Origin of the sequence: Streptosporangium sp. CA-115845, assembly GCF_050943795.1 — a bacterium.
Classification (GTDB): Bacteria; Actinomycetota; Actinomycetes; order Streptosporangiales; family Streptosporangiaceae; genus Streptosporangium.
Genome location: NZ_CP191988.1, coordinates 74,343 through 86,478, shown reverse-complemented (window position 1 = coordinate 86,478; position 12,136 = coordinate 74,343). Strand labels below are relative to the sequence as shown.

Genomic DNA, 12,136 nt, shown 5'->3' with positions numbered 1-12,136 from the left:
ACATGAGCACCCCTAGCGCCGAGCCTGTCCCGCTTCCCGCCAAACGGCGGTTGGCCCAGCTGGCGATGCTCGCATTCGCGGTCGCCATCGTGATGCTGGCGTACGCCAATGTGGGGCTGGCGCTCGACAACCAGGTCCCCGCGGGCATGCTCACCTACGGCCTCGGCCTGGGCGGTCTCATGCTGGCCGCCTACCTGGTGCTGGCCAAGTTCGCGCCCTGGGCCGACCCGCTGATCCTGCCGCTGGTGACACTGATCAACGGCCTCGGGCTGGTGATCATCTACCGGCTTGAGGCGTCCGGCATGCCCGGGGCCTCGGCCACCAACCAGCTGCTGTGGACCGCCGTCGGGGTCGTCATGTTCTCCGTGACGCTGATCGTGCTGCGCGACCACCGCGCGCTGCAGCGCCTGACCTACACCATGGGCGCCGTCGGCCTGGCCCTGCTGATCTCGCCGCTGCTGCCGTTCATCGGCCAGGAGATCAACGGCGCCCGCATCTGGATCGGTATCGGCGGCTTCACCCTCCAGCCGGCGGAGTTCACCAAGCTCGCCCTGGTCGTCTTCTTCGCCGGTTACCTGGTCGCCAAACGCGACGTGCTGGCCCTGGCCGGGCGGCGGCTGCTCTTCATCGACCTGCCCCGGGCCCGTGACCTCGGCCCGGTCCTCATCACCTGGGGCCTCAGCCTGGGCGTGCTGATCCTGCAGAAGGACCTCGGCTCCTCGCTGCTGATCTTCGGCACCTTCATCGCGATGCTCTACATCGCCACCCAGCGCACCTCGTGGGTGCTCATCGGCATCCTGCTCTTCGTCGGCGGGGCGGTCCTGGCGGGGCTGATCTTCGACCACGTCGCCGCCCGCTTCGAGGTCTTCCTCGACCCGGAGAACCCGGAACTGTACGACCGCGAGTTCGGCGGCAGCTTCCAGCTCATGCAGGGCCTGTTCGGCATGGGCCAGGGCGGCGTTCTCGGTACCGGTCTCGGCCAGGGTCACCCCAACCTGATCCCGCTCTCCTTCTCCGACTTCATCTTCACCGCCGCGGGCGAGGAGCTCGGCCTGACCGGGCTGATGGCCCTGCTGATGGTCTACGCCCTGCTGGTGGAGCGCGGCCTGCGCACCTCGATCGCGGCCCGCGAGCCGTTCTCCAAGCTGCTGGCGGGCGGCCTGTCGTTCATCCTGGCGTGGCAGGTTTTCATCATCGTCGGCGGCGTGACCAACCTGATCCCGCTGACCGGCCTGGTCACCCCGTTCATGTCCCAGGGCGGATCGGCGCTGCTGGCTAACTGGATCCTTATCGCGCTGCTGGTACGCATGTCGGACACGGCGAGGAAGCCTCCGCCCCAGGCCATCCAGGACGAAGGAATGACGCAGGTGTTCCAGCGATGAACGGTCCCCTCAAGCGCGCGGCCCTGGCCTGCCTGCTCATGTTCGGCCTGCTCATGATCAACGTGAACTACCTGCAGGCCGTGCGCGCGGAGGACCTGCGCGCCGACTCGCGCAACACCCGCAACTTCTACGCCCAGTACGAGGTCGAGCGCGGCCGGATCACCGCGGGCGACAAGGTTCTCGCCGAGTCGGTCGACACCGGCGACGCCAAGTTCCGCTTCCAGCGCCGCTATCCCGAGGGCAAGCTCTACGCGCCCATCACCGGGTTCTTCGCGCCCGAGAGCCAGCGCGACATCGAGCGGACGGAGAACCGCCTGCTCAACGGCACCAGCGCCGACCTGCTGATCCGGCGGAGCATCGACCTGTTCACCGCCAAGCGGAGCAAGGGCGCCAACGTCGACCTGACGATCAACCCCAGGGCGCAGGAGGCCGCCTACAAGGCGCTGGGCGCCAGCGGCAAGAAGGGCGCGCTGGTCGCGATCGAGCCGAAGACCGGGGCGATCCTCGCCATGGTCTCGATCCCCACCTACGACCCCAACCCGCTCTCCAAGCCCAACAAGGCCGACGTCAACGCGGCTTACAACAAGCTGGACAGGGACGAGGACAAGCCGCTGGTCAACCGGGCCATCGAGCGCACCTATCCGCCGGGCTCGACCTTCAAGGTGGTCACCATGGCGGCGTACCTGGAGAGCGACGACACCATCGGCCCGGAGACCCAGGTCGACGCCCCGCAGGTGCTCGACCTGCCCAACACCACCGCCGACCTGCCCAACTACGGTGGCGCGGCCTGCGGTGCCGGGCGCGTGACGCTCTCGTTCGCGCTGGAGAAGTCCTGCAACACCCCGTTCGGCAAGATCGCCATGGAGCTCGGCTACGACGCGCTGCGCGACCAGGCCGCCAAGTTCGGCATCGGCGGCGAGCCGTTGTCGATCCCGCTGCCGGTCGCGGGGAGCGGGATCGGCACCGAGGAGGACCTGGCGGCCCTCGCCCAGGCGTCGATCGGCCAGCGCAGCAACCAGATGACCCCGCTGCAGATGGCCATGATCGCCTCCGGCATCGCCAACAACGGCGTGGTCATGAAGCCGTACCTGGTGAACAAGATCGCGGATGCCGAGGGCGGCGAGATCGAGACCGCCGACCCCGAAGAGCTGGACACCGCGATGAGCGAGGACAGCGCGCGCAAGCTCCAGGAGATGATGGTCAACGTCGTCAACAAGGGCACGGCGGGCGCGGCGCAGATTCCGGGCGTGACCGTCGCCGGCAAGACCGGCACCGCCGAGACCGCCAGGGGCCAGGCGCCCCACGCGTGGTTCATCTCCTTCGCCCCCGCCGAGGACCCCAAGGTCGCCGTCGCACTGATCGTCGAGTCCGGAAGCGCGGGTGACGACGCCTCAGGTGGTCACACCGCCGCCCCGATCGCCAAGAGCGTGATGGAAGCGGTGCTGGGTAGATGACCGCGTTGCTCGGGGGCCGATACCGCCCGCTGGGGCGTATCGCGTCGGGCGGCATGGGCGAGGTGTGGCGGGCCAGGGACGAGTTGCTCGGCCGCGAGGTCGCGGTGAAGCTGCTCCGTGCGCACGTGGCGGAGGACCCCGCCTTCCGGCGGCGCTTCCGCTCCGAGGCCCGCATCGCGGCCGGGCTGTCCGACCCGGGCATCGCGCAGGTCTTCGACTACGCCGAGAGCGACGGCGTCGCCTACCTGGTGATGGAGCTGGTGCCCGGCGAGTCCCTGGCCGGCATCCTGGCCCGGGACGGCGCGCTGAGCCCGAAGGTCACCCTCGACGTGGTCCATCAGACCGCCAGGGCCCTGCAGGCCGCGCACCGCGCGGGGGTCATCCACCGGGACATCAAGCCCGGCAACCTGCTGGTGACCGAGGCGGGCGTGATAAAGATCACAGACTTCGGCATCGCCAGGGTGCTGGAGGCCGCGCCGGTCACCCAGACGGGAGTCCTGCTCGGCACCGCCCAGTACGTCAGCCCCGAACAGGCGTCCGGCGAACCGCTGACGCCCGCCACCGACATCTACTCCCTTGGGGTGGTCGCCTACGAGTGCCTGGCAGGCCGGGCGCCGTTCCTCGCCGAGACGCAGGTGGCGATCGCTCTCATGCACATCGGCGAGCCCCCGCCGCCGCTCCCGGAGAGCATCCCGCCCGCGGTCCGTGACCTGGTCATGGCATGCCTGTCCAAGGACCCGCTGCGGCGCCCGGCCGGCGCCAGGGAGCTGTCGGAACGGGCGGACGTGCTGCTCGACGCGCTGGCCGCCACCGACGACGCCACCGGTCTTGGCATGCTCACCGACCCCGCGGGCTGGCGCGCCGAGCCCGCGACCGAGTGGCCGCAGGAGATCACCTCGGCCATGGCCGCGCCCGTCGGTCCCGGCTCGGTTCCGGATTCGGGTGCGGGTGCGGGTGCGGGTTCCGGCGCTCACGGCGGTGCGGGCGGAGGTTCCACGGAGGGCGCCGGCGGGGGTGCCGGGGCGGGCGGGACGCCCCCGGGTACCGGGCCGGCGCCTCATGGGCGCCGTCGCCCGCGCCGGAGAACAGTGATCGTCGCCGTGGTCGCGGCGTGCGCCGCCGCGGTCGGGCTGGGCTCTCTGGCGGCCTACGAGCTGACCGGCCGGCCGGGCGGCAGCGAGCCGGAGAAACCGGTCGTACCGTCGAGCCCGGCTGTCGAACCGCCGACGGCCACGCCGAGCCGGAGCGCGTCTCCGACGAGCAGACCACCTGTCTCGCCGACGAAGACGGTCCGCCCCTCGGTCACGCCGTCGGCTACGGTAAGCACATCGGCCACGCCCACCGCAAGGCCGAGTACGTCACCACCGCCCAGCCCCAGCCCCAGCCCCAGCCCGACGATTCCCACCCCGACGCCCACCACCCCGACGGTGACACCGAGCCCCACACCGAGTACGACTCCCGAACCCGGCGATACAGACCAGCCGAATGAGGAGACGTGATGCGGCAACGGGTCGATGATGGACACCGGTGGCCCAAGAGCCCACCGGCACCCAAGATGAACGGTAAGGGACAGTGCAGGAAATGACTCAGCCCCGACGCCTCGGCGATCGCTACGAGCTTGACGGCGTCGTCGGGCGTGGCGGCATGGCCGAGGTCTATCGCGCCCGAGACATCCGGCTGGATCGGATCGTCGCCATCAAGACCCTCCGCGCGGACCTGGCCAGGGATCACATCTTCCAGGCACGGTTCCGCCGGGAGGCTCAATCCGCCGCGTCGCTGAACCACCCGTCCATCGTCGCGGTCTACGACACCGGCGAGGACGTCTCAGAGGGTGCGCCCGTTCCCTACATCGTGATGGAGTACGTCGACGGTCGCACACTGCGCGACCTGCTCCGGGCCGACCGGCGGTTGCTGCCCGAGCGTGCCGCCGAACTGGTCGACGGGATCCTTAGGGCACTGGACTACAGCCACCGTGGCGGCATCGTCCACCGGGACATCAAGCCGGCGAACATCATGATCACTCGCAACGGCGACGTCAAGGTCATGGACTTCGGCATCGCCCGCGCGATGGCCGACTCGGCCGCGACCATGACACAGACCGCCCAGGTGATCGGCACCGCCCAGTACCTCTCGCCGGAGCAGGCCAGGGGCGAGCGGGTCGACGCCCGCAGCGACCTCTACTCCACCGGTTGCGTGCTGTACGAGCTGCTGACCGGACAGCCTCCGTTCACCGGCGACTCGCCCGTCGCGATCGCCTACCAGCATGTGCGCGAGGAGCCGATCCCGCCGTCGCAGATCGACCCCGACATCCCCCAGTGGGCCGACGCCATCGTGCTCAAGGCGATGGCCAAGGACCCGGCGCACCGCTACCAGAGTGCCGGGGAGATGCGGGCCGACATCCAGCGGGCGATGTCCGGCATCCCGACGGACGCCCAGACCATGGCGCTGTCCAACAACTACGGCTCGGCCACCCGGACGATGCAGGCTCCCGGACCCGGCGGCCCGGCCACCCAGCGCACCACCGCCGTCCCGGCGTACGAGTACGGCGAGGAGGGGGGCGGGCGCACCGGCGAGCGCGGCCGACGCCGGCAGCAGAGCAACAACACCGCGGTCAAGACCGCGGCGTGGATCCTCATCCCCCTGCTGGTCATCGGTGCCTTCATCGGTGTGGGCTACATGTTCCTCAGCTCCCCCGGCACCTCCACCGCCTCGGGCAAGGTGAAGATCCCTCCGCTGGCCTCACAGACCATGGAGGCGGCGACCAAGGCGCTGACGGACCTCGGCCTGAAGGTGAAGACGGTCCAGGCGTTCGACGAGGAGATACCGAAGGGTTCGGTGATCGACACCGAACCGGCGGCCGACACCGAGGTGGACGAGAAAACCGAGGTGACGCTCAAGGTCTCCAAGGGCGTCGAGAAGGTCGAGGTGCCCTCCGTGCTCAACATGACCGCGGAGGACGCCAGGCAGGCCCTTGAAGACGCCGGCTTCAAGGTCAGCCTGCAGAGCAAGCCCTCCAGCCGGAAGCAGGGCATCGTCTTCGAGACCCTGCCCGAGCCCGGCAAGAAGGCCAACAAGGGCAGCACCGTGCGAATCTACGTGCCCAAGGAGGCGGTGGAGGTCCCGAGCGTGGCCAACCTCACCGTCGGGGACGCCAAGAACATGCTCAAGGAGGCGGGCTTCAAGTGGAAGATCGTCGAGCAGCCGAGTGACCTGCCCAAGGACACCGTGTTGAGCCAGTCTCCCGAGGCGGGCGGCAAGTACCAGCCGGGGACGACGATCACGCTGATCGTGTCGAGCGGGCAGCCGCCCCAGCCGACCGAGCAGCCGACCTACCCGTCCGACGAGCCGACCATTCCCGACGAGCCGACGGACGACACGCCCACGCAGCCCGACGACGGCACCATCTTCGATGAGTCGCCACCCGACGGGACCTGACCCGGAACACATGGCGAGCAGATGAGAAGGCCCTCGCGATCGCGGGGGCCTTCCTCGTTCCCCGTGACCTTCCGGCATCGCCCATGCGAGAGCCCGGAAACGGGGAAGAGCCCTTCCGCCACTCGGGGGCGATGGCGGAAGGACTCTCACTGGTCAATCGCCCAGGAAGGACGCCGCGTTACAACAATCTTTCCAGCCAGTTTCCGAGCAGCCGATGACCGTGTTGGGAGATCACCGACTCGGGGTGGAACTGCACGCCCTCCACGGGGGCCGTACGGTGGCGCAGGCCCATGATCACGCCGTCATCGGTGGTCGCGGTCACCTCAAGGATCTCAGGAACCGTCTCGGGCAGCACAGCCAGCGAGTGGTAGCGCGTCATGGTCGTCGGCGACGGCAGGCCGGCGAAGACGCCGCGCCCGTCGTGCGTGATCGCACTGGTGCGGCCGTGCACCAGTTCGGGGGCCCGCGACACGGTCGCGCCGTGGGCGATGGCGATGGCCTGGTGCCCCAGGCAGACGCCGAGCAGCGGGATGCCGTGGGCCTCGCAGTAGCCGACGAGCGGGACGCTCACGCCCGCGTTCTCCGGGGTGCCGGGGCCGGGGCTGATCAGAACCCCGTCGAAGCCGGCGGCGTCCTCGACCCTGATCTGGTCACGCGGCCGCACATCGCAGGTGGCGCCGAGCTCACGGAGGTACTGGACGATGGTGTGGACGAAGCTGTCGTGGTTGTCGACGACCAGGACGCGGCTCATCGGCCCACACCGGTCGGGTCGAGGGAGATGCGGGGTTCGATCCAAGGGAACACGAAATACCAGAGTACGACCGCGACCAGGGCGACCAGTACGGCGGCGGTGAACACCCTGACCGCCAGGTTTCCGGGAAGCAGCCGCCAGATCCAGCCGTACACGAGACTCCTTCTCCGGGTTGTCGAGGTTGGTTGCCGGGGCTATTCGGGTCGTTCGAGGCGGTCCTGGCTCCGGTCCAGCGCGCCGAAGACGACGAGCCGCTGGGCGGCCGAGTACTTCGGGTGGCAGGTGGACAGGGTGATCGTCGCCCTGGTCGGCGCCTTTCCCGGCTGGTCGGGGACCGGGGCGATGACGCCGAGCTCGGTGGGGTCGACGACGCGCCTGCCGGTGACCCGGTAGGTGTAGCGGGCCTCGCGGGCGTCGATCACGATGCGGTCGCCCCGCTGGAGCTCGTCGATGCGGCCGAAGGGGGCGGCATAGGTGGTCCGATGGCCCGAAAGAACGAAATTACCGATTTTTCCTGGCATGGCGGTTCCGGGGTAGTGACCCGGTCCCATCCGCAGCCGGTCCTGGTCGACGCCCTCCACGACGGCGTACCGGTAGTCGTCGCCGAGCCTGGGAATCGACAGCAGCGCGACCGCCCCGCCCAGCCGGACCGGGCCGGGCTCGTGCCCCCTGCCGGCCTTCGCACCCTCGATGAGCTGCCTTTGCAACAGCACCTGCTGCTCCGCGGTGTAGGAGCCGGTGCCCCACAACAGGTAGGCACAGAAGAGCAGGATGACCAGGCCGGCGGTGATGCTCAGATCGCCCATGACCCTCAACACGGCTCTCACGAAGGGCAAGGCTAGCGACGGGACACCCGCCCGGCAGGAACGGATCACGGGTTCGGCAGAACATTTGCCGCAGTATGGTGCCTCACGGAATCGCCATGGCCCACCTGCGCGGACTATCCTTACACGGGACTTCACCCACCAGCGACTACGCTAATCGACATGGCCTGCGCACGGTCCGGATCGCGCAGGGTTGACGCAGGAGAAGAACCCCAGTGCCCAAGCCCAAGACTCGCAAGAAGCCGGTCTACACCCCGCCGCAGACCTCACAGCAGATCAAGATCAGCCCGCGCTGGCTGGCGCCGGTCATGGTGACCTGCTGGATCGTCGGCATCCTGTGGATCGCCGTCTACTACGTGGCGCCCACCGCGCCCGTTCTCGGCGCCCTCCAGAACTGGAACCTGCTGGTCGGGTTCGCCTTCATCATCCTCGGTGTGATCCTGTCCACCCGCTGGCGTTAGCCTTTTCCACAGGCATTATCCACACCCTGGGGACTCAAGCCGCCGACGACAGCAGGACGGCGGTCCTGGTGATGACCAATCCCACCAGGATCGCCAGAACGCCGAGAAGCAGCACGCTCTGGAAGAGCGTGCGGCTGGACTTCGGCCCGTAGGCCAGCGCGCCCGCGACGACCATTCCGGTGATCAGGCCGCCCACGTGGGCCGTCCAGCTGATGTTCAGTCCCGGAATGAAGGTGATCACCAGGTTGATCACGAGCAGCACCATGATGGGGCGGAGGTCGAGACGGAGCCGCCTGCCGACTATGAAGATCGCACCGAACAGGCCGAAGATCGCTCCCGACGCGCCCAGGCTCGCGACGTTGATCGGATCGAACCAGTAGCTGAGAACCGATCCACCGAGCGCGCTGAGCAGGTAAAGGGCCAGGAAACGGACATGGCCGAAGGCTTGCTCCAGATAGGGACCCACCATGTACAGGGCCCACATGTTCAGCCCGATGTGCAGATAGTCCCGGTGCAGGAAGGCACTGGTGATCATCCGGTAGTAATCCGAGTCGACGGCCACCCCGAAGACCCACATCGCCAGTTCCGAGGTGATCCGGTTGTCCGTGGCGAGCTGGGCCAGGAACATCACGACGTTGATGCCGAGAAGCGTCCAGGTCACGTAGGGCTTGGCGATGACGTTGCCGCCGAACACCGACTGTGCCCGCCGCACGCTCCTGTTGCCCTCCGCCACGCACTCGGGGCACTGGAAGCCCACCGCGGCCTCGCGCATGCAGTCGGGGCAGATGGGGCGCTCACAGCGCTGGCAGCGGACGTAGGTCTCACGCCCTGGATGCCGGTAGCAGTTGGGGACAACGGCGTTGGGGTCGCTGGACGGCTGGGTGGTCATGGTCTGTGGCTGGCCCCTTCGCGCGTTCTGGTATCCCCAGACTGCCAGCCTATTCACGATCCCGAGTGCCCGTACACACATAAACGGCGGCCGGGCGACGCCGGCCGGAAACGCGAACGGCGGCCCCCGAAGGAGGCCGCCGGGCGAGAGATCAGCTCTGCACGCGCTCGATGGTCACCGACTCCAGGACCACGGGCTCGGTGGGACGGTCGCGGGCGTCGGTGTCGGTCTTGGCGATGGCGTCCACGACGTCCTGCCCCTCGATCACCTCACCGAAGATGGTGTGCTTGCCGTTCAGGTGCGGCGTGGGCACCACGGTGATGAAGAACTGGGAGCCGTTGGTGCCGCGGCCCATCTGGATGCCCGCGTTCGCCATGGCGAGCAGGTACGGGCGGTTGAAGTAGAGGTCCGGGTGGATCTCGTCGTCGAACTTGTAGCCGGGACCGCCGACCCCCTGACCCAGCGGGTCGCCACCCTGGATCATGAAGCCCGAGATGACCCGGTGGAAGATGGTGCCGTCGTACAGCTTGGCGGTGGACTTCTGGCCGGTCTCCGGGTGCACCCACTCGCGGGTGCCCTCGGCGAGCTCGACGAAGTTGCGCACGGTCTTGGGCGCGTGGTCCGGGAAGAGCTGGACCTTCACGCTACCGCGATTGGTGTTGAGCTTCGCGATCAACTTCTCAGCCATGATCGGACTGCCCCCTTCAGGTTGTGGCAATGCCTGTGCAAAGTATTGCTTTTGTCGCGCTTTGACGATTTCGGCCGGAGCCGATCCCTCATGCATCCTCCCACGGGCCGTCATGATTGAGCCGTCTTCGAGCGGGAAGGGGTGGCGACGGGGCCCCAACGAATGGGGAGGTTGTTGTGCCTCTAGCACTGTTTGGAAAGCGCCACATGAAGATCGTGGCTCCGGAAAGGCGGCTGCGCCACGTGAAGGCTCAGGCTGTCCTCGTCGCGGATCGGGTCAGCCCGCTGGCCGGCCAGGCCCGCGACGTAGCTGGCCAGGCCCTTGACATGGCCGGTCATGCTCGCAACGTGGCCGGTGAGAAGATCATCGTCGCACGCGGGTGGGCGGCACCGAGGCTTGACGCCGCCGCGCATTCGATCGAGGAACAGCTCGCGCCGAAACTCAGCGCCGCGCTGTCCCAGGCCGCCGCGAGGATTGATCCCAAGCCCGCCAAGTCCCGCGGATGGCCGATGGCCCTGCTGGTCACCGGCGTGGTGATCGGAGCGGCGGGCTACGCGCTGTACCGCAAGAACGCCGACCAGTGGGCGGACACCCTGAAGGACAGCACCTCCGACGTGTCCCAATGGGTGGGACACAAGATGGAGGCGGCGACGGGCAAGACCCCCGGCGTGACGGACGACGCCACGTCGAGGGCCGAGGAGGTCGGTGGCAGGGCCGACGCCAAGGCGGAGCACACGTCCAAGAAGCTGCCCTAGCGGTACGACGTACCAGGGTCGGCCGACCACGGCGTACGTCACCTGTCAGCGGTATGGCCCGCGCCTTCGAAGGCGCGGGCCATACCGCTGTGCGGATCGCGCGCCTGGACACCCGGGTCGGCCCGTTCCGGGTCGAGGTGATCGAGGGGCTCAGGCGACTGCGGGTGGTGCTCGACCCCACCGAGCACGGCCTCTCCTCCGACCTCACCTGGGAGGGCACCATCCCGGCCACGCTGGAGCCCCGGCACTTCTTACGCCGGCAGGAGCGCGTGGTGTTCGACCGGAGCCAGCTAGAGGCGATGCCGGAAGATTCCGCGCTCTGGTCGGCCGGAGCCGAAGCGAAGATCCACGACTTGTCGCTACTGGCCGTTCCGATCCTCCTCAAAGGCCAACGGAACAGCACTCACCTTGGCCGGCTGCGGGCAGGCCAAGCCGGACTCGGTCGACCGGTCACGTGTTGGACGCGATGGCGCCGGCGACCGCGCCCACCACCCCCGCCACGGCTACCACGCCGGCGGCGAACATGAACGGCCACAGCGTGTTCACCGGCGCGAAGAACACCAAGCCCATCAGCGGCAGTCCTAGCAGGACCAGGCCGAAAAACGCGGTGGTGAGGTGGGCCAGCACGCCCTTCACGTCCCGCAGCCCGGCCTTGTCGCCTTCGGGGGTGATCCGGGCGGCGTAGACGTCGCCCGGATCCGCTTTCCTGTGGGCGCTGACCTGGACCGCCTCGCCGGTGGCGTCGTAGACGAAGGTTCCATAGCAGAAGCGCACTCGCCCGGAGCTGTTGGAGTAGTTCCTGTACTGACACCCCCGCACGGTCACGGTTCCGGGCGCGGCGCTCTCACTGATCGCCAGCCGGACGTCGGGCATCGCCCAGACGGTGGCCGCCGTGGTCCATCCCACGCCTGGGATGAGCAAGGCGACCACAACGAAGATCTTCTCCAGGAGTAACCAAACGGACGTGTCACTCCGGCGATCCCTGCGAGAGGTGGGGCGGCGTTTACTGCGGGTCGCCCTGGTACGACGCGAGCGGCTCATGACCGCAGCCTGGACCAGAGCGCTTGCAACCCGTTTGTGAACGACTGATCACCTTCGCGGGGATCAAGGGCGACGGCCGCGCGCCCGGCGGCCAGCCGACCGGGCATACGGCCTGGAGGCCGCCGCCCAATTCCTAAAGCACACTGCCGAAAGGTTGATCGCGCGAGCCTGAGGAACCAAGCCCGTAGCCCGGAAGGCCGTGACGATCGCTCATCGGGGCCGGCCATCGCACGGGTCGGGGCGATCTCCTCATCAGGAGACCACGGCAACGTGAGTAACGACCACTACTTCCCGCGTTCTGACATCCGCTCTGCGGGCCGATGGTCCCGGTACGCGGCGGCCAAGAGTGATCAGGATGTATCCGAGGTCAGCCTGGAAGTTTCGCCCGCTGCGACCACCGGCCCCAACCGCTACGCGGCCCCATTGGGGTGCTTCGCATTGGCGTCGGCCGTCTCC

Annotated in this window: 13 protein-coding genes; 6 read left to right on the top strand and 7 right to left on the bottom strand. The window is 68.4% G+C overall.

Annotated elements, in window-relative coordinates:
- The first annotated feature begins 2 nt into the window (after positions 1 to 2).
- From ACQP0P_RS02175 to pknB, 4 genes are all read left to right on the top strand, one after another.
- Positions 3 to 1,382 (top strand): FtsW/RodA/SpoVE family cell cycle protein, encoded by a 1,380-nt coding sequence (locus ACQP0P_RS02175; protein WP_433370182.1) that lies wholly within the window; start codon positions 3 to 5, stop codon positions 1,380 to 1,382.
- Positions 1,379 to 2,836 (top strand): peptidoglycan D,D-transpeptidase FtsI family protein, encoded by a 1,458-nt coding sequence (locus ACQP0P_RS02170; RefSeq protein ID WP_433370179.1) that lies wholly within the window; start codon positions 1,379 to 1,381, stop codon positions 2,834 to 2,836. Before ACQP0P_RS02175 ends, ACQP0P_RS02170 begins: the two co-directional genes overlap by 4 nt.
- Positions 2,833 to 4,335, top strand: a complete 1,503-nt coding sequence (locus ACQP0P_RS02165; RefSeq protein ID WP_433370176.1) for a protein kinase domain-containing protein — start codon at positions 2,833 to 2,835, stop codon at positions 4,333 to 4,335. The genes ACQP0P_RS02170 and ACQP0P_RS02165 overlap by 4 nt, the downstream gene beginning before the upstream one ends.
- An 82-nt stretch (positions 4,336 to 4,417) precedes the next feature.
- Positions 4,418 to 6,271 carry a Stk1 family PASTA domain-containing Ser/Thr kinase gene (gene pknB, locus ACQP0P_RS02160; protein ID WP_433370174.1) on the top strand — a complete coding sequence of 618 codons (1,854 nt, stop codon included), beginning with the start codon at positions 4,418 to 4,420 and terminating at the stop codon, positions 6,269 to 6,271.
- 178 nt (positions 6,272 to 6,449) lie between these two features.
- On the opposite strand, the gene ACQP0P_RS02155 is transcribed toward pknB, so the two are convergent.
- Genes ACQP0P_RS02155 through ACQP0P_RS02145 form a run of 3 tightly spaced genes read right to left on the bottom strand, consistent with a single transcriptional unit; the run spans position 6,450 to position 7,849 of the window.
- The gene (locus ACQP0P_RS02155; RefSeq protein ID WP_433370171.1) at positions 6,450 to 7,022 is read right to left on the bottom strand and encodes an anthranilate synthase component II; all 573 of its coding nucleotides are present in this window, start codon (positions 7,020 to 7,022) and stop codon (positions 6,450 to 6,452) included.
- Positions 7,019 to 7,177, bottom strand: a complete 159-nt coding sequence (locus ACQP0P_RS02150; protein ID WP_433370168.1) for a hypothetical protein — start codon at positions 7,175 to 7,177, stop codon at positions 7,019 to 7,021. Before ACQP0P_RS02150 ends, ACQP0P_RS02155 begins: the two co-directional genes overlap by 4 nt.
- A 39-nt stretch (positions 7,178 to 7,216) precedes the next feature.
- On the bottom strand, positions 7,217 to 7,849 hold the full coding sequence (locus ACQP0P_RS02145) for a class E sortase (RefSeq protein WP_433370165.1): 633 nt from the start codon (positions 7,847 to 7,849) through the stop codon (positions 7,217 to 7,219).
- Between the two features lie 212 nt (positions 7,850 to 8,061).
- Between ACQP0P_RS02145 and ACQP0P_RS02140 the strand changes: the two genes are divergently transcribed.
- A complete protein-coding gene (locus tag ACQP0P_RS02140; RefSeq protein ID WP_343970662.1) occupies positions 8,062 to 8,307 on the top strand; it encodes a cell division protein CrgA in 246 nt (81 codons plus the stop codon).
- A gap of 34 nt (positions 8,308 to 8,341) precedes the next feature.
- On the opposite strand, the gene ACQP0P_RS02135 is transcribed toward ACQP0P_RS02140, so the two are convergent.
- Positions 8,342 to 9,196 (bottom strand): rhomboid family intramembrane serine protease, encoded by an 855-nt coding sequence (locus ACQP0P_RS02135; protein ID WP_433370162.1) that lies wholly within the window; start codon positions 9,194 to 9,196, stop codon positions 8,342 to 8,344.
- A 151-nt stretch (positions 9,197 to 9,347) separates the two neighbouring features.
- Positions 9,348 to 9,884 (bottom strand): peptidylprolyl isomerase, encoded by a 537-nt coding sequence (locus ACQP0P_RS02130; protein WP_433370159.1) that lies wholly within the window; start codon positions 9,882 to 9,884, stop codon positions 9,348 to 9,350.
- Positions 9,885 to 10,090: 206 nt separating this feature from the next.
- Between ACQP0P_RS02130 and ACQP0P_RS02125 the strand changes: the two genes are divergently transcribed.
- Positions 10,091 to 10,639 carry a hypothetical protein gene (locus tag ACQP0P_RS02125; protein ID WP_433370156.1) on the top strand — a complete coding sequence of 183 codons (549 nt, stop codon included), beginning with the start codon at positions 10,091 to 10,093 and terminating at the stop codon, positions 10,637 to 10,639.
- Between the two features lie 38 nt (positions 10,640 to 10,677).
- Here the strand turns inward: ACQP0P_RS02125 and ACQP0P_RS02120 are convergent, their stop codons facing one another.
- Positions 10,678 to 10,827, bottom strand: coding sequence for a hypothetical protein (locus ACQP0P_RS02120; protein WP_433370153.1), 150 nt, complete (start codon positions 10,825 to 10,827; stop codon positions 10,678 to 10,680).
- A gap of 262 nt (positions 10,828 to 11,089) precedes the next feature.
- Positions 11,090 to 11,569 carry a hypothetical protein gene (locus ACQP0P_RS02115; RefSeq protein ID WP_433370150.1) on the bottom strand — a complete coding sequence of 160 codons (480 nt, stop codon included), beginning with the start codon at positions 11,567 to 11,569 and terminating at the stop codon, positions 11,090 to 11,092.
- Positions 11,570 to 12,136 lie beyond the last annotated feature (567 nt).

What these genes read in the sequence shown, in the direction of transcription:
- ACQP0P_RS02170 (WP_433370179.1), top strand. Translation starts at nt 1,379, where the DNA reads ATGAACGGTCCCCTCAAGCGCGCGGCCCTGGCCTGCCTGCTCATGTTC.
- ACQP0P_RS02125 (WP_433370156.1), top strand. Translation starts at nt 10,091, where the DNA reads ATGAAGATCGTGGCTCCGGAAAGGCGGCTGCGCCACGTGAAGGCTCAG.
- ACQP0P_RS02165 (WP_433370176.1), top strand. Translation starts at nt 2,833, where the DNA reads ATGACCGCGTTGCTCGGGGGCCGATACCGCCCGCTGGGGCGTATCGCG.
- ACQP0P_RS02130 (WP_433370159.1), bottom strand. Translation starts at nt 9,884, where the DNA reads ATGGCTGAGAAGTTGATCGCGAAGCTCAACACCAATCGCGGTAGCGTG.
- pknB (WP_433370174.1), top strand. Translation starts at nt 4,418, where the DNA reads ATGACTCAGCCCCGACGCCTCGGCGATCGCTACGAGCTTGACGGCGTC.
- ACQP0P_RS02175 (WP_433370182.1), top strand. Translation starts at nt 3, where the DNA reads ATGAGCACCCCTAGCGCCGAGCCTGTCCCGCTTCCCGCCAAACGGCGG.
- ACQP0P_RS02135 (WP_433370162.1), bottom strand. Translation starts at nt 9,196, where the DNA reads ATGACCACCCAGCCGTCCAGCGACCCCAACGCCGTTGTCCCCAACTGC.
- ACQP0P_RS02155 (WP_433370171.1), bottom strand. Translation starts at nt 7,022, where the DNA reads ATGAGCCGCGTCCTGGTCGTCGACAACCACGACAGCTTCGTCCACACC.